Genomic DNA, 22,051 nt, shown 5'->3' on the forward strand with positions numbered 1-22,051 from the left:
CCTTGCCGCAATTCCGGACGGAAAACCGCTACGCACTTTTCCTGGACTTGCTCGACCCGCTGGAGACCAAAAGATGACCCTGAAGATCGCCGTCCAGATGGACCATGTCTCCACCGTCTCGATCGCCGGCGACACGTCGTTTGCGCTGTCGCTGGAGGCGCAGCGGCGCGGGCACCAGCTGTTCCACTACACGCCGGACCGGCTGTCGATGCTGGGCGGCAAGGTGTTTGCCCGCATCGAGGAGATGAAGCTCCGCGACGAGAAGGGCAATCATTTTTCGCTGGGCGACAAGGTGCGCACCGACCTGTCGGAGATGGATGTGATCCTGCTGCGCCAGGATCCGCCCTTCGACATGAATTACATCACCACCACGCATATTCTGGAGCGCATTCACCCGAAGACATTGGTCGTCAACGACCCGGCCTGGGTGCGCAACAGCCCGGAAAAGATCTTCGTCACCGAATTCCCCGATCTGATGCCGGAAACGCTGATCACCAAGGATCCCCAGGAGGTCGCCGCCTTCCGCAAGGAGTTCGGCGACATCATCGTCAAGCCGCTCTACGGAAATGGCGGCGCCGGCATCTTCCATCTCAAGGAGGATGACCGCAACCTCGCCTCGCTGCTCGAAATGTTCGCCCAGCTGTCACGCGAGCCCTATATCGTTCAGCGTTATCTCAAGGACGTGCGCAAGGGCGACAAGCGCATCATCCTGATCGACGGCGAGGCGGTCGGCGCCATCAACCGCGTGCCGGCCGACCACGACTCGCGCTCCAACATGCATGTCGGCGGCCGCGCCGAAAAGACCGAGCTGACGCAACGCGAACGCGAAATCTGCGCCCGCATCGGCCCATCGCTGAAAGAACGCGGCTTCATCCTCGTCGGCATCGACGTGATCGGCGACTACATGACCGAGATCAACGTGACCTCGCCAACCGGCGTGCGCGAAGTGCAGCGTTTTGGCGGCGCCGATATCGCCAGCCTGTTCTGGGACGCGGTGGAGGAAAAGCGGGGGGTAGGCTCGGCATAGGGAGCATCGCGATCGTGTGTGTGTTCCCGTAATGTTCTTGCCTTCGCCTGAAATCTATGGTTGTCTTGTCCTGACGTCGCTCGCGGTCTGAACCACGAGGCCGAGGCGAGCCGATATCCGGGGGCAGAGCAAGATGGTGGCGCGGGTTCGCACGGTTGCTTTCCAGGGCATCGAGGCCGTGCCGGTCGATGTCCAGGTGATGATCGCGCCGGGCAAGGTCGGCATGCAGATCGTCGGCCTGGCCGACAAGGCGGTGGCCGAAAGCCGCGAACGCGTGCAGGCGGCGCTCCATGCATCCGGCCTGTCGATGCCGTCGAAGAAGGTGACGGTCAACCTCGCTCCAGCCGATCTGCCCAAGGAAGGCAGCCATTACGACCTGCCGATCGCGCTCGGCCTGATGGCAGCACTCGGCGCCATTCCGGGCGACATGCTGGCCTCCTATGTCGTGCTCGGCGAATTGTCGCTCGACGGAACCATTGCCGCGGTTGCAGGCGCCCTGCCGGCTGCGATCGGCGCCAATGCCGAGGGCAAAGGCCTGATTTGCCCGTTCGGCTGCGGGCCGGAAGCGGCCTGGGCGGGAAAGGATTTCGACATATTGGCGCCGCGCAGCCTGATTGCCATCGCCAATCATTTTCGCGGCACGCAGGTGCTGTCGCGACCCGAGCCCGGCATTCATGTCTCGGCGCGCGACCTGCCCGACCTCTCAGACATCAAGGGCCAGGAAAGCGCCAAGCGGGCGCTGGAAGTGGCGGCGGCCGGCGGCCACAATCTCTTGATGGTAGGGCCTCCCGGCTCGGGAAAATCGATGCTGGCGCAGAGGCTGCCTTCAATTCTGCCGCCACTGGCGCCCAAGGAACTTCTTGAAGTCTCGATGATCGCCTCGGTGGCCGGCGAGCTCGGCGAAGGCAAGCTCACCGACCGGCGGCCGTTCCGCGCCCCGCACCATTCGGCTTCGATGGCGGCAATGGTCGGCGGCGGCATCAGGGCGCGGCCGGGCGAAGTATCGCTTGCCCATAACGGCGTCCTGTTCCTCGACGAGTTTCCCGAATTCACGCCGCAGACCTTGGATGCGCTGCGCCAACCGCTGGAGACCGGCGACTGCATGATCGCGCGCGCCAACCACCGCGTCACCTATCCAGCGCGCATCCAGCTGGTGGCGGCGATGAACCCGTGCCGTTGCGGCATGGCCGGCGAGCCCGGCTATCGCTGCCTGCGCGGCGAACGCTGCCGCACCGATTACCAGGCGCGCATCTCAGGCCCGTTGCTCGACCGCATCGACCTCAGGATCGAGGTACCGGCGGTCTCGGCCGCCGACCTGATCCGGCCCGACCGAGCGGAGAAAAGTGCAGCCGTCGCCCAGCGCGTGGCGCGCGCCCGCACCATCCAGCGCGAACGTTTCGAGCGGCTGGGCGTTACCAGCGCCACCACCAACGCCCATTGCTCGCCTTCTGTTATCGAGGACATCGCCGCGCCGGACGCAGCAGGCCTGTCGCTGCTGAAAGACGCCAGCGAGAAACTCGGCTTTTCTGCGCGCGCCTATCACCGCGTGCTCAAAGTGGCGCGCACACTGGCTGACCTCGACGCCAGCGAAACCGTCGGCCGAATTCACCTGGCCGAGGCGATTTCCTACCGCATGATGTCGGAGCGGGTAGCGCAGGCGGCGTAACGCTCCTCCTTGAGGGGAAGGTGGCCCCGAAGCGGCAGGGTGGGGGTCGCCGAAGAATGGTCGATCTTTTTGGAGCCGAGCCGAGAAAGGGCCTCTGCAATTACATTGCTTGTAGTGTCGTCCGAAGGGAGTCGCTGCACTTCACGCAGGACCCCACCCGGCCCTTCGGGCCACCCTCCCCTCAAGGGGGAGGGAAACGCAGGCGCTAATTCGCCCGCTCTTTCGCCTTCAGCTCCAGCCGCCGTGCGTGCAGCACCGGTTCCGTATAGCCATTCGGCTGTTCGCGGCCTCTAAACACCAGGTCGCAGGCGGCGTGGAAGGCGATGGAATTGTCGAAATCGGTGGCCATCGGGCGGTAGAGCGGGTCGCCGACATTTTGGAGGTCGACGATCGCTGCCATGCGCCGCAGCGAATCCATCACCTGAATTTCGGAGCAAACCTTGTGGTGCAGCCAGTTGGCGATGTGCTGCGAGGAGATGCGCAGCGTGGCGCGGTCTTCCATCAGGCCGACATCGTTGATGTCGGGCACTTTCGAGCAGCCGACGCCCTGGTCGATCCAGCGCACGACATAGCCGAGAATGCCTTGCGCATTGTTGTCGAGCTCGCGCTGGATCTCGTCGGGGGTCCAGTTCGGCCGCACCGCCACCGGCACCGACAATATATCATCGAGCTTCGCCTTCGGCCGGCTCTTGAGCGCCGCCTGGACGGCATGGACATCGACCTTGTGATAGTGCGTGGCGTGCAACGTCGCCGCCGTCGGCGACGGCACCCAGGCGGTGTTGGCGCCGGCCTTGGGATGCGCGATCTTCTGTTCCAGCATCGCCGCCATCAGATCCGGCATCGCCCACATGCCCTTGCCGATCTGGGCGTGGCCGGCCAGACCGCATTCCAGCCCGGTGTCGACATTCCACGCCTCATAGGCGGAGATCCAGGCGGCCTGCTTCATGTCGCCCTTGCGGATCATCGGCCCGGCTTCCATCGAGGTGTGGATCTCGTCGCCGGTGCGGTCGAGGAAGCCGGTGTTGATGAACACGACGCGTTCCTTGGCGGCGCGGATCGCCTCCTTGAGGTTGATGGTGGTGCGCCGCTCCTCGTCCATGATGCCCATCTTGATGGTGTTTGCCGCCATACCGAGCAGCGCTTCGACGCGGTCGAAAATCTCGACTGCGAAGGCGACTTCCTCCGGCCCATGCATCTTCGGCTTCACCACATACATTGAGCCCGCGCGGGAATTCATCCGACGCCCGTTGGCGCCGACATCGTGCAGCGCGATCAGCGCCGTCATCGCCGCATCCAAGATGCCTTCCGGCACCTCGTTGCCATCGCGGTCGAGGATGGCCGGATTGGTCATGAGGTGACCGACGTTTCGCACCAGCATCAGCGAGCGGCCAGGCAAGCTCAGCGCGCCACCACTGGGCGCGGTCCAGGCGCGGTCCGGATTGAGCTTGCGCGTGAAGGTTTTGCCGCCCTTGCTGATTTCCTCCGCCAGATCGCCCTTCATCAGGCCGAGCCAGTTGCGGTAGACGATGACCTTGTCCTCGGCATCCACCGCCGCGACCGAATCCTCGCAGTCCTGGATGGTGGTCAGCGCCGATTCCAGGATCACGTCGGCAATGCCGGCCGGGTCGGTGCGGCCGATCTGGTTGGTGCGGTCGATGAGGATCTCGATGTGCAGGCCGTTCTGGACCAGCAGGATGGCTTCCGGGTTGGCGCCGTCGCCGCGGTAGCCGGCAAATTGTTTCGGGTTGGCCAGTGTGGTGCCGCCGGCGCCGGCGCCGAGCCGCAAGGTGCCACCCGAAACCGTCAGCCCGTTCACGCCGGCCCATTTGCCCGAGGTGAGCGGCACGGACTCGTCCAGAAAACTCTTCGCCCAGGCAACCACCTTGGCGCCGCGCACGGGGTTGAAGCTTTTACCCTTCTCGGCGCCACCGGTCTCGGCAATGGCGTCGGTGCCGTAGAGCGCATCGTAGAGCGAGCCCCAGCGGGCATTGGCGGCGTTGATCGCATAACGCGCATTCATCACCGGCACCACCAGCTGCGGCCCGGCAACGGTGGCGATCTCGGGGTCGACATTGTCGGTCGACACGGAAAAGGCCGGCCCTTCGGGCACGAGATAGCCGATCTCACGCAAGAAGCTTTTGTAGGTCTCCATATCGATGGGCGCGCCATTGGCGCGGTGCCAGGCGTCGATCCGTTCCTGCATGGCGTCGCGTTTGGCCAACAACGCCCGGTTCTTCGGCGCGAGATCATGGACGATAGCCGAAAAGCCGTTCCAGAAGGCGTCGGCGGCAATGCCGGTACCCGGCAGCGCTTCGCCGACAAAGTCATGCAGTTCGCGGGCAATCCGCAATCCGGCGATCTCGACGCGATCGGTCATCAGGGCTTCTCCAGATGAAAGGCTTTGCGGCCTTTGGCATGTCAGGGGTGAAGGGTCAATTCAGCTTAGGGTGAAGGCGGGGAATTTGAAGCTGCTGATCTCTCCCCTCGTGGGGGAGATCACCTAAACCGCAATCCTCGGCCGACCCGATGCAACCGCCACCACATGCGCTTCGATAAACATCCGTTGGGCCTCAACCGTAGACACCTTGAACTCGGTCGAAACGTCGATCTCGGCATTATCCGTGCCGGCATCCTTCGCGCGCGCGGCTACGATCGCCCGCACATCAGCCTCCGCTGCCGCGATCGCCTCGGCCTCGTCCGTGAAGTCGCGCACCGTTTGCCCCGACGCCAAACGAAACAAACCTTCCTTAGGCTGGCTGACGCGGGCTTCGGCCGAGACGCGGACCTGGCCGACGACGGCGCCGAGTGCGTTGGCGACGTCGGTATCCTCCGGCACAACGCACTCATTACCGACCAGCTCGGCCAAGCCGGCATAGTGCAGCGGCGCCGAGGCGCCGAGGCCGATGACCGGACGATCGAGCGCGACGCTGAGCCTTGCGATGCCGGGATGGGAATCGACGGCGCGCTGCACCAGCGCATGCGCGACGGTGGCGGCGCCATCCAGCCCGTCTTCGGCAAAGGCGGTCTCCAGAATGTATTCGGCCGACCAGCGCGTCAGCGTCAGCAGCACGCGTTCGGAAATCACCTCCGGAGACGGCGCGATGTACTGGCCGCGGCCGTCGCGCTTGCGGGCAAACAGTTCGGCGCCGAGCCGGGCCGCAAGCGGGTCCCAGTTGGCCTGCTTGCCGAGCACATGCGCGGCGTCCGAAGGGGTGAAGCCCGAGATATGCACAAGACCGCGCGAGACCAGCCGGTTCAGCGTGGCGTTCTGGGCGTTCGAGGTGAGCAGCCTGTCGATGGCGAGCGGCACGGCACCAATGAGTTCATACAGTTTCGCCTCGGGCGCGGTCAGGCCGGCGGCGAGCCTGTCCGGCACGCCCGTGCGCAGCGCAAAGCGGCCGTCCATGCGGCCGGGGTTGGGCGCCCTGAGCTGGCGCTCGAGCTCCGATGTCACGGAAACACCATGCATCATGCCGGCCAGCGCCAGCGGCACCAGGCGGCGCGGCCCGAGCAGGATTTTCGGGTTGAGCGCGCCATCTTCCAGTGCCACTTCGGAATCGCCGCCGAGGCCGAAAGTGCGCATGGCGACCGCCTCGACCATGGTGCGGAAGCCGCCGACGGTGGCGCCTTCGGGATCGAGCCGAGGACGGCCGCCGTCGAGCACGGCGACATCGGTGGTGGTGCCGCCAATGTCCGACACCATGGCGTTGTCCAGGCCCGTCATGTGGCGGGCGCCGACCAGGCTGGCGGCCGGGCCGGAGAGGATGGTCTCGATCGGCCGCTGGCGGGCAAACGCCGCCGAAACCAGCGCGCCATCGCCGCGCACCACCATCAAGGGCGCTGCGATGTTGCGGGCTTCCAAAAATCCTTCGGTTGCCGCCACCAGCCGGTCGATCATCGAGATCAGCCTGGCGTTGAGCAAGGTGGTGAGCGCGCGACGCGGACCGCCGAGCTTGGCCGACAATTCATGGCTGGCGGTCACCGGGAGGCCGGTCTTTTCGCGGATGAGGTCGCGCGCGGCGAGTTCATGCGCCGGGTTGCGGGTGGCGAAATAGGCGCAGACGGCAAAGCCCGACACCGAGGCGCCGAGTTCAGGGAGTGCTGCTTCCAGCCCCGACAGATCGAGCTTGGCCGCATTGCCGTGCACGTCATGGCCGCCCGGACAAAACACCACCGGATCGGTGCCGAGCGCCGTCTTCAGCCCGTCGCGCGCAAGGTCGGCCCCGGTAAAGCCGATCATGATGAGCGCCACACGCCCACCCTGGCCCTCGACCAGCGCATTGGTGGCGAGCGTCGTCGACATCGACACGAGTTTGATCGCGGCCGGATCGGTGGCCGATTTTCCCAGCACCGCATCGACCGCGCCGGAAATGCCGACGGCAAGATCGTGCCGCGTGGTCAGCGCCTTGGCCTTGGCCAGCACCTTGCCTTTTGGCCCGCCTTGTTCCGACCACAGCACGGCATCGGTATAGGTGCCACCGGTGTCGATACCGAGGAACAGGGGTTTTGGCTTGGCGGTCATGTCTGGCGGTCCGGGATTCTGCTCCCCCGCCCTTAGCCGATACGGCCCGGCGGATAAAGGCGGGAGAGGTGGGCCAGTTTGACCCTCGTCGCCGCTCATGCCCGCCAAACTTTGTAACGGTCACATTTTTTCATTGGTGCGTGGCCTGCCTTTGCGTGCACCATGCGCCGATCTCATCCCTTTCAGGACTTCGCCATGACCACGCTTCCCGGCATCGCCGACATCCATGCCGCCGCCGCGCGGCTCTCCGGCCTGATCGCCGAAACGACCTTGATCGAATCGCTGGAACTCAACAAACGCTTCGGCGGCCGCATCCTGTTCAAGCCGGAGACGCTGCAGCGCACCGGCTCGTTCAAATTCCGCGGCGCCTACAACAAACTGTCTTCGCTGAGCGAAGAAGAGCGCAGCCGCGGCGTCGTCGCCTTCTCCTCAGGCAACCATGCTCAGGGCGTCGCCGCGGCGGCTGCCATGTTCGGCGTCAAGGCGGTCATTGCCATGCCGGCCGACGCGCCGGCGATGAAGATCGCCAATGTTCGCAAGATGGGCGCAGAAGTGGTGCCGTTCGACCGCTTTCGCGACGACCGCATGACGGTGGTGCGACCCTACATGGACAAGGGCATGGTGCTGGTGCCTCCTTTCGACGATCCGGCCATCATCGCCGGCCAGGGCACGATCGGTCTCGAACTGATGCGCCAGGCAAAAGCGCTCGGCGTCAGCCTCGATGCGGTCGTCATTCCCTGTGGAGGCGGCGGCCTGACGAGCGGCATTTCGATCGCCGTCAAGGATGCCTCGCCGGCCACAGCAGTCTGGGCCGTTGAGCCCGAGCATTTCGACGACACCCGCCGCTCGCTGATCGAAGGAAAAAGGGTTTCCAACGAGCCCGGCCACAGTTCGATCTGCGATGCCATCCTCACCGCAGAGCCCGGTGCCATCACCTTCGAGATCAACCGCAAGAACCTCGCCGGCGCCATCGCCGTCTCCGACAAGGCGGCCGCACAGGCGGTGCGCGACGCCATGGCCCATCTCAAGTTGGTGGTCGAACCCGGCGGCTGCGTGGCGCTGGCGGCGCTCTCGTCAGGCGAGATCGAACTGCCGGGCAAATGCGTCGCCGTCGTGCTGTCAGGCGGCAATGTCGATTTCACCACCTATGCCGAGATCATGGCCGCGGCCTGAGAACCGATATGGCAGACGCTGAGATAAGGGCGGCTCTCGATCGCCATTGGGCTGCCTCCGATGCCAATGATCTCGAGACGGAGCATCAGATCTATCGCGAGGACGCGGTGCTCGATTATCCGCAATCAGGCGAGCGCATCAGCGGACGGCACAACATCCAGTCGTCGCGCGCCACGCAGCCCAACCGGAAGCGCTTTGCCGTGCGGCGGATCACCGGGTCAGGCGACCTCTGGATCACCGAATATGTCCTGACCTATGACGGGATTCCGTCCTATACGGTGAGCATCATGGAGTTCGTGGATGGCAAGGTGGTTCGCGAGACCCAGTATTTCGGCGATCCGTTCGAGCCGGGGCAGTCGCGCGCGCAATGGGTCGAACGGATACCTTGAAACACGGCGGCGGTAGCATGACCGGCCACCATCCGCTCGATCGTGCCGAACTGCCTGATGATACGGCCGATCTCGCCCGCTATCTCATCGGCAAGCTCGTGGTGCGGGAGCTGCCGGAAGGCATCGTCAGCGGCCGTATCGTCGAGACCGAGGCCTATGTCACCGGCGACGCCGCCGGGCACGGCTATCGCGGCATGACGCCGCGCAACCGTTCGCTGTTCCTCGGGCCCGGACACGCCTACGTCTACCTCGCCTATGGGGTCTCCTGGATGCTCAATGTCTCGAGCGAGGGGCCGGGCACCGGCACCGGCGTGCTGATCCGGGCGCTGGAGCCGCTCGAAGGCATCGCCATCATGCGGCTGAACCGGGGCGTGGAGCGCCTGCGCGACCTGGCGCGCGGGCCGGGGCGGCTCGCCCAGGCATTGCGGATCGACCGTTCGCTGGACGGCCTCGATCTGTGCCGCCAAGGCCCGCTATGGCTGGCAGCCGACGAGCATCAGGCCAGCGACATCGGCCAAGGCATCCGCATCGGCATCACGAAGGATGCGGACCGCCCGCTGCGGTTCTATGTCAGGGGCAGCCCGTTCGTCAGCGGTCCGCGATCGGTCAATTCCTGAACGCTCAGTCGAGCGTGCGCCTGAACCGCACCAATGCGACGCCGGCAAACAAGGCCACGAACCCGACCAGCCAGGCGATCTCGCCCGCAACCGCCGGCAGTTCAGCGCCCTTCAGCATCACCGCGCGGGTGATGCGCAGAAAATGCGTCAGCGGGAAAATCTCGCCGAAGGTCTGCGCCCAGCCCGGCATGCCGCGATAGGGGAACATGAAGCCGGACAGCAGGATCGACGGCAGGAAGAAGAAGAAGGTCAGCTGCAGCGCCTGCATCTGCGTGCGGGCGATGGTCGAGATGGTGTAGCCAAGCAGCACCAGCGCCAGCACGAACACCAATACGGCGGTAAGCAGCAGCGACATCGAGCCGGTGAAAGGAATGGCGAACAGAAGCTTCGACGCCGCCAGCACCACCACCACCTGGACGCCGCCGACCACCAGATAGGGCAGCACCTTGCCCAGCATGATCTCAAACGGGCTGGACGGCATGGCGAGCAGGTTTTCCATAGTGCCGCGCTCGGTCTCCCGGGTCAGCGCGATCGAGGTCATCATCACCAGGGTCATCTGCAGGATGACGCCGAGCAGGCCGGGCACGATGTTGTATTGCGAGATGCCTTCCGGATTGTAGCGCTGGTGCACCACCACATCGAGCTGGCCCCTGGCGGCCTCACTCGCCGCCTCCTGCATGCCTTGCGCCCGAAGCAGCGCCTGGCTGGCCACTTTGCTTAGCGTCGAGATGGCGCCGCTGGCGGCGGCCGGGTCGGTTGCGTCGGCCTCGATCAGGATCTGCGGATTGTCGCCGCGCTCCACCCGGCGGCCGAAATCGGCCGGGATGGTGACGACGAAGGCGACATCGCCGCGCGCCATCAGGAATTCAGCATCCTCGGCACTTTGCGCGACATGGTCGAAGCGGTAGTAGCCGGTCGTCTGCAGGGCCGCGACAATGGCGCGGGTGTAGGGGTCGTTGCTGGTCGCCACCAGTGCGGCAGGCAGGCTTTTGGGATCGTTGTTGATGGCGTAGCCGAACAGCACCAGCTGTAAAAGCGGCACGCCCAGCATCATGGCGAAGGTGATGCGGTCGCGCCGCATCTGGATGAATTCCTTGATCAGCAGCGCACCGAGCCTGGCGAAGGAGAAGACGCTGTTCATGCCATATTGTCCTTCGAGCCGGACATGAACTGGATGAACACATCCTCGAGGCTGGTCTCGCCGGGTTTTACGCTGACGCCCTTGTGCTCCTTCTCGACATCGGCAAGCGCCTTTTCGAGCTTTGCCTTGTCGGAGCCGACGACATGCAGCGTGGCGCCGAACGGCGCCACCTGGTCGACGCCCGGCCGCCCCTTCAGTGCATCGGCGACCTGATCGAGGTGCGGCCCCTGCAGCACGAAAGTGGTCAACCCGGCGTTCTTCACCACCTCATCCACCGTGCCGGTGGCCAGCATCTTGCCGTAGGAGATGTAGCTGATTCGGTGGCAGCGCTCGGCTTCGTCCATGTAGTGGGTGGACACCAGCACGGTCAGACCGCCGCTCGCCAGCCGGTGGATCTCGTCCCAGAATTCGCGCCGCGCCTTCGGATCGACGCCGGCGGTCGGCTCGTCGAGCAGCAGCAGCTTCGGCTTGTGCATGATGCAGGCGGCCAGTGCCAGCCGCTGCTTCCAGCCGCCCGACAGCGTGCCGGCGAGCTGGTTGCGGCGGCTCGTCAGGCCAAGCTCTTCCAGCGTTTTCGACACATGCTCCTCGACCGGCTTCAGCCGGTAGAGCCGCGCCACGAATTCGAGATTCTCGCCGATCGTCAAATCCTCGTAGAACGAGAATTTCTGCGTCATGTAGCCGACTTCGCGCTTGATGCGGAGCGACTCGGTGCGGATGTTGAAACCCAGCACCGTACCTTCGCCCTCGTCGGGCGTCAGCAGGCCGCACATGATGCGGATGGTCGTCGTCTTGCCGGACCCGTTGGGCCCGAGAAAGCCGACGATCTCGCCCTCGGCCACCGTCATCGTCACATGGTCGACGACAGTCTTGTCGCCGAAGCGCTTGACCAGGCCATGAACGTCGATGGCGTTCATTTTGCGGAGGCCGCCAGCTCGACATCGACGATCTGTCCCGGCTGCAGCGCTTGCGCCTTGCCCTCAGGCCGCGCCTCGACGAGGTAGACCAGCTTCTGCCGGTTCTCGAGCGAGTAGATCACCGGCGGGGTGAATTCCGGGTCGGGCGAGACATAGCTGACGCGCGCCTTCACCTCCGGCCCGCAGCCGTCGCAATGGACGACAAGCAGCGTGCCGACCTTGATCGACGAGAACGCACTTTCCGGGACATAGACGCTGAGCTTTACCGCACCGTCCGGCAACATCGAAATGACAGGCGCGGTCGGACCGGCGGTGTCGCCGGGATTGCGGATGACGTCATTGATGCGGCCGGGCGAGGGTGCCGCCAGCACGCGCTTCGACAGCCGCCACTCAGACTGCTTCAACGCCGACTGCGCCTGTTTGACCTGATTGTCTGCCGCCTTGATCGTTTCGGGACGCGCAGGCAGACCGCCGACGGCAAGGTTGGCCTGCGCCTGGCCGACCTGCGCATTGGCGGTCTCCAGCGTCGCGGCGGCGGTGTCGTAGTCGGCCTGCGTGCCGGCGCCACGCTTGAACAGGTCGGCGGCGCGGTCGTATTTGCGCTTGGCATCCGTGGCCTGGGCCTTGGCCATGTCGACCTCGGCCTTCAGCACCGCGATCTCCTCCGGCCGCTTGCCGATCTGCAGGTCGGCAAGCTGCGCCTGCGCCTGGGCGAGCGCGGCCCCTGCCTGGGCGACGGCGATTTTTGCGTCGGCGCTTTCGAGAGTCACCACCGGCGTGCCTGATACAACACGGTCGCCGCGCTTGACCGCGACGGTCTCGACCTGCGCCACTTCGATCGGCGCCAGCAAGACATAGTCGCCCTCGACATAGCCGACGGCAAGCGGCGCTGCCGGCGCGCAGGCGCCGAACAGCTGGGCCGCGAGCGGCAGGGAACAGAGAAAACTCATCGCTTGCCCTCCTTGCGGGCGACCGGATTTCGGGCCGCCAGTATGGCGCCAAGATTGCTTGTGACCGCCGCCACCACCTTGGCGGCTTCGGTGTTACCGATCTCGCGCCAGCCCATACGACGCATCACTGCTTCGCGGCCGATGCGGAAATAGATGACCTGGCCGATCAGCGTGAAGACCACGAGCTTGGTGGCCTCGCTTTCGGCCGGCTCGCCCGTCGCCTGTTCCCAGATCTGGCAGAGGCGGCGATGCGTCGGTTCGAACACCCCGTCATAGATGCGGTCGAGGGCGGCCGTCGGATGCGTCAACTCTCTAAGTACGAATTGTACGATATCGCCAGCTTCCGGCCGGGCGACGATAAATCCTACCATCCGCTCCAATGCGGTCGAGAGCTGCGCCCGCGCCGTCTCTGAACTGGCTTGACCTTGCAGCTGCATGCCGCCGAGCGCCTGGCCGGCAACCGCCTGGATGGTCTCGACGATGTGGTCGGCGGCGGCCCCGCGGAGCCCTTCCTTGCCGCCGAAATGATAGGCGATGGAGCCGATGTTGGCCTTCGCCTCCGCCGCGATCTCGCGCGTCGAGGTGCCGTCGAAGCCCTGCCGCCCGAACAGTTTGAGCGCGGCCAGCACCAGTGCGGCGCGCGTCTGCTCGGCGGGCGATGTCTCCTGGCGGGGCATTTTGTCGGGCGCGGATTTGATCATGTCGGCCTGTTTAATCAATCGATTGATTAAAGTCAAATTGATTGTCTACGGCCGCTTGCCATGTCGAGCCGCAGACGCTTTAGTGCGCGGCCATGGGCAAGGAAGTCGAACGCAAGTTCCTGGTCTCCAGCGCCGAATGGCTAGAAATGGCCGAGGCGAATATACGCATTCGCCAGTTCTATCTTGCCGCAGCACCTGGCCGCACCGTGCGCGTGCGCATCAGCGACGGCAGTTCGGCGAAGCTGACGCTTAAATTCGGCAGCAAGATCCGCGAGCGCGACGAATACGAATATGAAATTCCTCTGACTGATGCCGAGGAGATGCTGGCCTTCGCCATCGGACATGTCATCGAGAAGACACGCCACCATGTTAGGCATCGCGGCTATCTCTACGAAGTCGATGTTTTCGGCGGGATCCTAGCCGGCCTTGTGGTGGCCGAACTGGAGACGCCGGAGGATGTACCTGACGAAATGCTGCCTGATTGGCTCGGCCGCGAAGTGACCGGCGAGCAGAGATTTTACAACGCGTCGCTCGCCCTAGAGCCGGATGATTTTAGGTCGGGTCGACCTAAAATCGGAATCCGGCTCTAAATCAAAAGAGATGGAGCATGATGTCGTCCGAAAACCGCTTCACACTTTTCGGCATCATGCTCTAGGGGGATTCCGGAGATCGCCGCATGAGCTTTCGCATCGATCCGCGCCTGCCGCTGACCGGCGAGGTCAGGCGTATCCTTGGCGAGGAGATCGGCAAGGCGCTTGCCCATCTGGCCGTCGCGCGCGACCAGCCGGAGCAGGCATTGCACAAATGCCGCAAGCGGCTGAAGAGCGCGCGCGCCTTGCTGCGGCTGGTCCGTTCCGGAAATGAAACATTCTGTCGGACTGAGAACCAATGCTACCGTCAGGTGGCGGCGCTGCTTGCCGGGCCGCGCGAGGCGACCGCGCTGGTCGAGACCGTCGACCGGCTGGCAGCCGCCTTTCCCGAGCAGGTTGCCGGCGGCGGCCTCGACAGCGTGCGCGACCGGCTGATTGCCCGCCAGCATGAAATGCATGCCGGCGGCGGCCTCGACGCCGCCATAGGCGCGGCCACCGCCGCCTGCGAGGAAGGCCTCATCAGGATAGAGCGGCTGCTGCTCCCCGATCTGCCTGAGCATGCAGCCGATGTGCTTGCGGAAGGCGCTCGCAAGACCTTGCGCCGTGCCAGGAAGGCGCTGGACCGGGCGGGATCGCGCGGCGAAGCAGAGGATTTCCACGATCTGCGCAAGGCTGCCAAGACCCACTCGATGCATTTGTCGCTGCTCGGCCGGCTGTGGCCGACGCCGATCAAGGTGCGGCGCAAGGCGGTCGACGAACTGGGCGAAAGGCTCGGCGAACTGCACGACGTCTTCGTCATGCGCGTGTTGCTCGAGGCCGACGGTGAGCCGCTCGGCGATGCGCAGGACACAAGGCTTCTTGGCAAGCTTTTGAAGCGCTCGGAAAAAAGCCTGAAGAAGAGCTGCCTCGCCGGAGCGGCCGAGCTGTTCGGCGACAGCCCCAAGCGCTCGACAAAGAAACTCGCGCGCAATGCGCGCGACGACCTCGCCGGCCCGGTATTGTCGAAAGAGGTCCCGGTCGGTTGATCATGGCCGAGGACGTCACCTCGTACTAGTCACACTTTACCATGACCGCGCCGCGCGACACGCTTCTCGACCGACTTGGCCGCTGGCTTGCCGGCCGGCTGCAGGACGAATCCTCGGGCTATGAGCCCTACACGCCGTCCGACGCCGAGACGTTGCGGCGCACGCTCGAGCCCGGCGACATCCTGCTCATCGAAGGCAACCAGAAGATCTCGGCGGCGATCAAATACCTGACCCAGTCGACCTGGTCGCATGCGGCCTTCTATATCGGCGATGCCTTGTCCGAGCCGGAGGACGGATCGGAACGGCGTCGGCTGATCGAAGTGACGCTCGGCGAAGGCTGTGTCGCCGTGCCGCTGTCGCGCTACCGCACCTACAACACCCGTATCTGCCGGGCGAGCGGGCTGACCCCGGAAGACCGCGACCATGTCGTCGCCTTCATGATCGGCAAGCTCGGCCTGAAATACGATCTCAAGAACATTTTCGACATGCTGCGCTTTTTCCTGCCGACGCCGCCGGTGCCGGTGCGCTGGCGCCGCCGCATGCTGGCTTTCGGTTCCGGCGATCCGACGCGCGCCATTTGCTCGACGCTGATCGCCGAAGCCTATGGCGAGATCCGCTACCCGATCCTGCCCGAGATCACCCGCGCGCCCGGCCGCGCCTCGGCGCAGTCGAACTATTCGCGCCGCGAAATCCTGCACATCCGCCACCACTCGCTTTACACGCCGCGCGACTTCGACCTGTCGCCCTTCTTCCGCATCGTGAAACCGACGCTGGAATTTGGTTTCGACTACCGCGCGGTGACCTGGGAGGACAAGGCAGGCACCGACGCCGCAGCCGCGAAGGCTGGCGCAATCGCCTCAGACACGTGATGGCTTCGGCCTGAGTCATGAGGTGCAGGCGTCTCACATGGCGGCCTGCATCACGCCGAAACCGCGATGGCGCCCTGGTTTTCGGCCCTGTGTTCGACCCAGACATGGACCGGTTCGTCCCGGCCGCGGATGCTAACCGGTCCATGATCGCGCGCATTCAGCTGTGTCCCGAGCGATTCCGCCTTCGCGGCCTCGATCAGTCGTGACCCAAAGCAAATATTCGCCTGAAGCTCCCGGCAGAGCGCCTGCAAACGGCTGGCGACGTTGACGGTGTCGCCCACCACCGCGAAGGACAGGTTGCGCTCGCTGCCGACCGCGCCGAGGACGACGGCGCCATATTGTGCACCGATCCGAACGTCCAGCGGCGGATATCCTCTGGACACACGCTGGACATTCCAGTCTTCGATAGCGGCGATCATCGCTTCAGCGCACCGGATGGCCCGGGTTGCGTCGTCATGGCTGGCTTGCGGAACCCCGAAGGTCGCCATGATGCAATCGCCGATATAGTTGTCGACGGTGCCATGGTGGTCGAAAACGACCTGCTCCATGCGACGGTGGAACTGACGCAGTAGTTCGAACACTGCTTCGGCCGGATGATCCTCGGAATAGTGTGTGAAGCCGACGATGTCGGCGAACAGCACCGCGATATCCTGCCGGCGGACCGGGCCGAAGGGCTCGTCATCCGTGGCGAGCTGGTCGACGACATTGGGCGAAAAATGCCGGGCGAGATTGGCGCGGGCGCGCTCCGCCTTGACATAGTCTTCCGACAGATGTCGGGAACGAGAGACGACCAGCGCCATGATCGCGCCGATAATCAGCACAACCAACACATTGGTCGCCTGCGCGAACGTATCGACGAAATTGGGGTTGAGATAGAGATTCAGTCGCTCTGTCAGCGGCAGCGAATAGAGGTTCGTTGCCGGAATGACGGTTCCCGCATGAAAAACCACCCATCCCACCCCGATCGTCCACGTCAAGGCCGCGAGCGCGCCGAGATAGAGCGCCAATCGTGTCGAAAGGGTCAGCGCGCCAAGGCATACGAAAATCAGCAGGAATTTGAAGCTGCCCTCGCGCAGTTGCATCGCGGCCGGCGCGACCTCGAGGGAAAACGGGTTGGGCGTTACCAGCAGAACGGTCAACAGAATGATGTCCAGCGTACCGACGAGGTAACCGATCCACCATGGCGCGTTGCGACGGCGCGCAAAGCGAAACTGGATCAGGCCGACGAGTTGGAACAGCGCGAGGCCCGCCAGCACGAAGAGCAGCGAGGCATCCCAGCGGCTGATCAAGGAAAAGAAGCAGGAGATCACGGCGAGCGATGCCGTGCGCGCCCAGAACTGCAATGCAGCACCCTGGCGTTCTGCCCGCTCCCGCAAATTTTTCAGGCGCGAATAGCGGCGAAGTTCAAGTGTTGGCGCGGTCGGCATAGGATCACTTCGATTTTGCGGGGACGGTCACGCATTCGGCAAACCCGCCCCGTACAGTCTGGCAAATCAGCGCGCGAACTCTATCATGAATGTGGCTTCATTTTTGAAGCACCTCCGGACTGGAGCGCGACAAGCTCAGCCGCCAGATGCAATCCTGCTCGGATGATGGCCCAGTCAGGCCGGCAACGGGCGGCGTCCCTTTGCCGGAGCGGTGGGCCGGTCGGACGCACCGGCATCCCTGGGGTGCGGGCCGATCGGCATGATCGCCGGAAACGGGGTTGCGCCAAAAGCAAACGTCCATTTGTAGCCGGTCAGCCCGTCTTCCGGCGTCGTGTGCTGGTCGTGATGGGCGAGCAGTTTGGCGCGCTCGGCCAGTTCCTCCGCCTCGCGCTTCACCATCTCCGCCGTCTCCGGCCGCATCCGCCTGGAGAAAGAGACGAAGGTCGCTTCCCGCTCCAGATGGGTGATCGCCCAGCCGATGAAATTCTTGTTTGTCATCTCGAACAGCGGCCTGAGCGGCCCTTCGAAATTCCACTGGATCGGTGTGTCGACCAGCAGCCGTGCCGACAGCCCGCCGCCCAATGCGATCAGGCCGAGCGCTTCGAGATCGCGCAGATAAAGGAACATCGAGGCTTCGCTCAAGCCTTGCGAGCGCATGACGCCTTCGGGCGTGAACTTCTCCGACAGCATGACGAAGATGAACAGCAGCGCCGGCCGTCCCGCGAGCTTGCGCTCGATCTCCGGCGCGATGCGATTGACCGGTCCCGGCCCCCGGTTCATCGACCCCAGCACGTTTTCCAGCTCGACGCCGGCGGCAGCGCAGATCCCGATGAGACGGTCGAGCTTGCAGTTGCGCTCGTGGAAGATGCGCTTCACCGTCGGCTCGGAAACGCCCATCCGCCCGGCAAGCTCACGATAGGTGACGCCCTTGGCCTTCAGCGTCCGCTTCAGCGCCTCGAAAATCAAGCCGTTCATGGAATGCACCTCTTTTGCGCCATTTCGTATCGGTTTCCGATACTAGCTCGAATCTTCCTTCCGGAAAAGTATCGAAACTCCTACCTCTCCGCCATCCATCACAGGAGACCTGGCCATGAAAACCCTCATCCCCTCTATTTGTCTCGCCGCCTTCGGTATCGCGCTCGTGCCTGCGGCCGAGGCCGCCGAACTCTGGCGCGCCTCGGGCTTCGAGCAACCCGAATCGGCGCTGTTCGATGCCGCCAACAATCGCATTATCGTCTCCAACATCGTCGGCAATCCCGGGGAGGCCGACGGCAACGGCTATCTCTCGGTGCTGTCGCTGGACGGCAAGGTCGTTAGCCGGCACTGGACCGCCGGCATGGATGCACCGAAGGGCTCGGCGATCTCTGGCGGCAAGCTCTACGTCGCCGACATCACCAAGGTGCGCATCGTCGATCTCGCCAGCGGCAAGCTCATCTCGACGATCGATGTGCCCGGCGCCGTTTTCCTCAATGACGTGACATCGGACAGTTCGGGCAAGGTTTATGTCACCGACATGCTGGCCGATGCGATCTACCGCATTGACGGCGACAAGCCGGAACTGTTCGTGAAGGATGCGAAGCTCGCCGCACCCAACGGCATCTTTGCCGATCGCGATCGGCTGATCGTGGCGTCCTGGGGCAAGGGCATCAAGCCGGACTTCAGCACTGCCGCGCCCGGGGGCCTGCTGTCGGTCGATCTCGCGACGAAAGCCGTGACGCCGCTGCCTGGCGCACAAAACTTTGCCGACCTCGACGGCGTCGTCGCCATCGGCGACAGCATCTACGCCACCGCCTTCATGACCGGCACGCTCTATCGGTACAAAGTCGGCGAGGCGCCGGAGGCTGTAGAGCAGTTCAAGCCGGGCAGCGCCGATATCGGCACAGACGGCACGCGGATTTTCGTGCCGCTGATGAACGAGGGCGAGATCGCGGTGCTGAGCCTGGACTGACGGCGCACATTTGCCGGCTCAGCCAACGGGCACGGCTTTGAGTTGCGCCCGCGCATCCTTGATCGAAGCGGCAAAGGTCACCAGCGGCCGCTTGACGCCGTGGTTGATCAGCATGCGCCGTGTCTGCGGCGAGGCGCCGGCGATGATGAAACGCACGCCGGCGCGTTTCGCCTTGTGCGCCGCGCCCTCGATGACATTGGCCGCGGTGGAATCGAAGAAGGGCACCGCCGAACAATCGAGGATGAAGTTCTTGCGCTGGTCGGCGATGCGGTCGAGCACCGTGCCGACAGTAGAGGCGGCGCCGAAGAAGAAGGCGCCGGAGATGCGATAGACGACGGTGTCGGCGTCGCTTGCCTCGCTTGCATCGTAGGCGCGGCCGCTGCTGTCGGCGACATCGTCCTGCACCAGCGGCAAATCCGCCTCCACGGCGATCGACTTGGCCATGCGGTCGATGAACAGGATCGAGCCTAGCGCGAAGCCGACGACGATGCCTTCGGTGAGGTCGCGGAAGACGACGATCAGGAAGGTTGCCATCAGCACCAGGGCATCGCCGCGCGAAGCGCGCAGCAACGTGGCGAAGGCCTGCTTCTCGAACATGTTCCAGCAGACAACCGCCAGCACCCCGGCAAGGGCGGCAAGCGGGATGTAGCTGGCCAGCGGTGCGGCCACCAGCATGAAGACCAGCAGAAAAAGCGAATGCAGCATGCCGGAAACCGGCCCATGCGCGCCGGCCCGCACATTGGTGGCGGTGCGGGCGATGGTGCCGGTGGTGCAGATGCCGCCGAACAGGGCAGACGCGATGTTGGCAAAGCCTTGCGCCACCAGTTCGCAATTGGAACGGTGACGCCGCCCGGTCATGCCATCGGCGACCACGGCCGAGAGCAGCGATTCGATGGCGCCGAGCAGCGCAAAAGCCACCGCATCCGGCAGCACCGCAATCGCCTTGTCGAGGTTGAGTCCCGGCAGTGCCGGCAACGGCAGGCTGCGCGGAATGCCGCCATAGCGGGTGCCGATCGTTTCCGCCGGCAGCGAAAGCAGCGCCACGACAAGGGAGGCCAGTCCGACGGCGATCAGCATGCCCGGCCAGCCGGGCCGCCAGCGCTTCACCCCGACGATGGTGGCGATGGTCAGCGCCGCCACCAGCGTTGCCGAGATATTGAGCGTGCCGGCCGCGTGGCCGATCGCCATCAGCTTCGGCAGCAGCGGCCCGGGCTCCGGCCCGGCAAGCCTCAGCCCGAACAGTTCCACGATCTGGCCGGAGAAGATGATGATCGAGATGCCGGCGGTGAAGCCGACCGTCACCGGGTAAGGGATGAATTTGATATAGGTTCCGAGCCGGAGATAGCCGATGGCGAGCAGGAAGATGCCGGCCATCATCGTCGCCAGCAGCAGTCCGTCGACGCCTTCGCGCTGCACCGTCGCCGCCACCAGCACGATGAAGGCGCCGGCCGGGCCGCCGATCTGGAAGCGGCTGCCGCCGAGCGCCGAGACGATGAAGCCGCCGACAATGGCGGTGAACAGGCCGCGCTCCGGCGTCACGCCCGAAGCAATCGCAATCGCCATCGACAGCGGCAACGCGACAATAGCGACGGTCAGCCCGGCCATGAAGTCGGCCTTGAACTGCGGCAGGCGGTAACCTTCGCGCCAGACCGTCACCAGCTTGGGCGTGAACAGCTCTGAAAATGTCGGCTTTGCCGACTTCTGGGCCGGTTGATGCACTGCCCGCCGGATCTGATCCATGGACTGCCTTCCGCTTGCGTGAAGGCGGCGGGATCGTCGGCAGGACTGTCGGCGGTCGCCGTCGCGACTATATGCCGGCTCAGCCTTGCGGGTTCGGCGGCGCGACCGGCTTGAGGCGCACGCCCCGGCCGCCGCGCTCGCTGGTCTGGTTCTCGCCGATGAGCTCCACCCCGGCCTCGTCGAGAGCCTGGATAACCTTCATCAGCGTATCGACCACACCCCTGACCACGCCGTCACTCGCTTCCATGCGCTGGATTGTCGGAAGCGAAACGCCGGCACGCTCGGCGAGTGTCTTCTGATCGATGCCGGCCAGCGCCCTCGCGGCGCGCATCTGGGCGGCAGTGATCATCGGTCGGAACCCCCGTCTGAGTCTGCGGAGACGACGTGTAATACAATCATAGTGATGTTTCAACCATCATAAAGCATACATGAAACATGATCTCCTCACAAAGCCGGATGCCGGGATACGGGATGAGCATGCTACGTTAACCGCCTTGGCTCTTATTGGCGGGGAAATATCAGTTGAAGATTTTCAGGACCTTGACGACGTCGGCAGCCTTGCTGTCGGCGGTTTTTCTGCTGGCAGGCTGCGGACACGGGCTGATCAACCGGCTGATTTGAATGTCGCTCCGGATCGTCAGTCTTCGGGCTCGTTGCCACCGGCCACCGCCTTGTTCCGCTGCAGCATTCGCGCCGCCAGCCAGCACAGCGTCGCCCAGGTGAAGCCGGCGCACCATCCCGCCAGCACGTCGGAAGGCCAGTGGACGCCGAGATAGACGCGGCTGACGCCGACCAGCAGCGTTACCAGCACCGCCAGGCTGAGGACATAGATTTTCGTCGTTCGTCCCGGCAGGAAGCGCGCTGCCAGCGAGCCCAGCGTGAGATAGGTCACCGCCGACAGCATGGCGTGGCCGCTGGGAAACGACAGCGACGTCTCGTTGGCCAGGTGCGAGACAAGATCGGGGCGCGGCCGGTCGATGCCGGCCTTGAGCAAGGTCGACAGCAGCTGCCCGCCAGCCACCGCGACAAAGATCAGCAGCGCCGTCCTCGGCCTACGGATCAGCAGGAGGTAGACGATCACCGCCGTTACGATCAGCACCAGCACGCTGGAGCTGCCGAGGCTGGTGATGTCGCGCATCGCGCCTTCCAGCCATGCCGGGCCGACGGGAACATCCGGCTGACCCACTTTTCGGAAAGCGAGCAGGATCTCAGTATCGAAAGCGTGCGGCGTGGTGGCCCGCGCCACCTCCATCAGTTCCTCGAAGCCCCACAGCCCGGCGGCTATCACCAGCCCGGCCAGCAGCACCGGAAATTCAAGCCAGTTGGTGAACGCACGCGGGGTCTTCATC

General features: G+C 64.6%; 20 protein-coding genes. 9 read left to right on the forward strand and 11 right to left on the reverse strand.

Annotated features, from left to right (window positions below; all coding sequences use genetic code 11):
* Positions 1-73: 73 nt before the first annotated feature.
* Positions 74-1,027 carry a glutathione synthase gene (gene gshB, locus NLY43_RS18075; protein ID WP_023710380.1) on the forward strand — a complete coding sequence of 318 codons (954 nt, stop codon included), beginning with the start codon at positions 74-76 and terminating at the stop codon, positions 1,025-1,027.
* A 133-nt stretch (positions 1,028-1,160) separates the two neighbouring features.
* The gene (locus NLY43_RS18080; RefSeq protein WP_023701949.1) at positions 1,161-2,693 is read left to right on the forward strand and encodes a YifB family Mg chelatase-like AAA ATPase; all 1,533 of its coding nucleotides are present in this window, start codon (positions 1,161-1,163) and stop codon (positions 2,691-2,693) included.
* A gap of 205 nt (positions 2,694-2,898) precedes the next feature.
* On the opposite strand, the gene NLY43_RS18085 is transcribed toward NLY43_RS18080, so the two are convergent.
* Together NLY43_RS18085 and NLY43_RS18090 are read right to left on the reverse strand one after the other, a co-directional pair.
* Entirely contained in the window at positions 2,899-5,070 is a 2,172-nt protein-coding gene (locus NLY43_RS18085; RefSeq protein ID WP_023710379.1) for a malate synthase G, read from the reverse strand.
* 123 nt (positions 5,071-5,193) lie between these two features.
* Entirely contained in the window at positions 5,194-7,215 is a 2,022-nt protein-coding gene (locus NLY43_RS18090) for a hydantoinase/oxoprolinase N-terminal domain-containing protein (RefSeq protein WP_023696059.1), read from the reverse strand.
* 195 nt (positions 7,216-7,410) lie between these two features.
* Between NLY43_RS18090 and NLY43_RS18095 the strand changes: the two genes are divergently transcribed.
* The 3 genes from NLY43_RS18095 to NLY43_RS18105 are packed head-to-tail and all read left to right on the forward strand — an operon-like array spanning position 7,411 to position 9,394.
* The gene (locus tag NLY43_RS18095) at positions 7,411-8,388 is read left to right on the forward strand and encodes a threonine ammonia-lyase (RefSeq protein WP_023710378.1); all 978 of its coding nucleotides are present in this window, start codon (positions 7,411-7,413) and stop codon (positions 8,386-8,388) included.
* An 8-nt stretch (positions 8,389-8,396) separates the two neighbouring features.
* Positions 8,397-8,777, forward strand: coding sequence for a nuclear transport factor 2 family protein (locus NLY43_RS18100; RefSeq protein ID WP_023681284.1), 381 nt, complete (start codon positions 8,397-8,399; stop codon positions 8,775-8,777).
* A gap of 17 nt (positions 8,778-8,794) precedes the next feature.
* Complete coding sequence (locus tag NLY43_RS18105) at positions 8,795-9,394, forward strand: DNA-3-methyladenine glycosylase (protein WP_023710377.1); 600 nt, start codon at positions 8,795-8,797, stop codon at positions 9,392-9,394.
* A gap of 4 nt (positions 9,395-9,398) precedes the next feature.
* Here NLY43_RS18105 and NLY43_RS18110 read toward each other — a convergent pair whose 3' ends face one another.
* From NLY43_RS18110 to NLY43_RS18125, 4 genes are read right to left on the reverse strand one after another with little or no spacing between them, the layout of a single operon-like run.
* Positions 9,399-10,535 carry an ABC transporter permease gene (locus NLY43_RS18110; RefSeq protein ID WP_023696062.1) on the reverse strand — a complete coding sequence of 379 codons (1,137 nt, stop codon included), beginning with the start codon at positions 10,533-10,535 and terminating at the stop codon, positions 9,399-9,401.
* Complete coding sequence (locus tag NLY43_RS18115) at positions 10,532-11,452, reverse strand: ABC transporter ATP-binding protein (protein WP_023703846.1); 921 nt, start codon at positions 11,450-11,452, stop codon at positions 10,532-10,534. Before NLY43_RS18115 ends, NLY43_RS18110 begins: the two co-directional genes overlap by 4 nt.
* Complete coding sequence (locus NLY43_RS18120) at positions 11,449-12,402, reverse strand: HlyD family secretion protein (RefSeq protein ID WP_023703847.1); 954 nt, start codon at positions 12,400-12,402, stop codon at positions 11,449-11,451. The genes NLY43_RS18115 and NLY43_RS18120 overlap by 4 nt, the downstream gene beginning before the upstream one ends.
* Positions 12,399-13,103: a CerR family C-terminal domain-containing protein gene (locus NLY43_RS18125; protein ID WP_023703848.1), complete on the reverse strand. Its 705-nt coding sequence runs from the start codon at positions 13,101-13,103 to the stop codon at positions 12,399-12,401. The genes NLY43_RS18120 and NLY43_RS18125 overlap by 4 nt, the downstream gene beginning before the upstream one ends.
* Positions 13,104-13,195: 92 nt before the next feature.
* On the opposite strand from NLY43_RS18125, the gene NLY43_RS18130 reads away from it, so the two are divergent.
* The 3 genes from NLY43_RS18130 to NLY43_RS18140 all read left to right on the forward strand — a co-directional run bounded on the left by NLY43_RS18130 (position 13,196) and on the right by NLY43_RS18140 (position 15,587).
* Positions 13,196-13,693, forward strand: coding sequence for a CYTH domain-containing protein (locus tag NLY43_RS18130; protein ID WP_023681278.1), 498 nt, complete (start codon positions 13,196-13,198; stop codon positions 13,691-13,693).
* 86 nt (positions 13,694-13,779) lie between these two features.
* Positions 13,780-14,718: a CHAD domain-containing protein gene (locus tag NLY43_RS18135; protein ID WP_023710376.1), complete on the forward strand. Its 939-nt coding sequence runs from the start codon at positions 13,780-13,782 to the stop codon at positions 14,716-14,718.
* Between the two features lie 41 nt (positions 14,719-14,759).
* A complete protein-coding gene (locus tag NLY43_RS18140; RefSeq protein WP_023710375.1) occupies positions 14,760-15,587 on the forward strand; it encodes a C40 family peptidase in 828 nt (275 codons plus the stop codon).
* A 50-nt stretch (positions 15,588-15,637) separates the two neighbouring features.
* Here NLY43_RS18140 and NLY43_RS18145 read toward each other — a convergent pair whose 3' ends face one another.
* Complete coding sequence (locus tag NLY43_RS18145) at positions 15,638-17,014, reverse strand: adenylate/guanylate cyclase domain-containing protein (protein ID WP_023681273.1); 1,377 nt, start codon at positions 17,012-17,014, stop codon at positions 15,638-15,640.
* A 174-nt stretch (positions 17,015-17,188) separates the two neighbouring features.
* Positions 17,189-17,989 (reverse strand): helix-turn-helix domain-containing protein, encoded by an 801-nt coding sequence (locus tag NLY43_RS18150; protein WP_023710374.1) that lies wholly within the window; start codon positions 17,987-17,989, stop codon positions 17,189-17,191.
* A gap of 115 nt (positions 17,990-18,104) precedes the next feature.
* On the opposite strand from NLY43_RS18150, the gene NLY43_RS18155 reads away from it, so the two are divergent.
* Complete coding sequence (locus NLY43_RS18155; protein ID WP_023710373.1) at positions 18,105-18,962, forward strand: NHL repeat-containing protein; 858 nt, start codon at positions 18,105-18,107, stop codon at positions 18,960-18,962.
* A gap of 18 nt (positions 18,963-18,980) precedes the next feature.
* Here the strand turns inward: NLY43_RS18155 and NLY43_RS18160 are convergent, their stop codons facing one another.
* The 3 genes from NLY43_RS18160 to NLY43_RS18170 all read right to left on the reverse strand — a co-directional run bounded on the left by NLY43_RS18160 (position 18,981) and on the right by NLY43_RS18170 (position 22,050).
* Positions 18,981-20,702, reverse strand: a complete 1,722-nt coding sequence (locus NLY43_RS18160) for a SulP family inorganic anion transporter (protein WP_023710372.1) — start codon at positions 20,700-20,702, stop codon at positions 18,981-18,983.
* A gap of 79 nt (positions 20,703-20,781) precedes the next feature.
* The gene (locus tag NLY43_RS18165) at positions 20,782-21,051 is read right to left on the reverse strand and encodes a helix-turn-helix domain-containing protein (protein ID WP_023673276.1); all 270 of its coding nucleotides are present in this window, start codon (positions 21,049-21,051) and stop codon (positions 20,782-20,784) included.
* A gap of 288 nt (positions 21,052-21,339) precedes the next feature.
* Positions 21,340-22,050: a phosphatase PAP2 family protein gene (locus tag NLY43_RS18170; protein ID WP_023710371.1), complete on the reverse strand. Its 711-nt coding sequence runs from the start codon at positions 22,048-22,050 to the stop codon at positions 21,340-21,342.
* Between the last annotated feature and the right edge of the window lies 1 nt (position 22,051).

The sequence above is a fragment of the Mesorhizobium sp. C416B genome (assembly GCF_030323165.1).
Classification (GTDB): domain Bacteria; phylum Pseudomonadota; class Alphaproteobacteria; order Rhizobiales; family Rhizobiaceae; genus Mesorhizobium.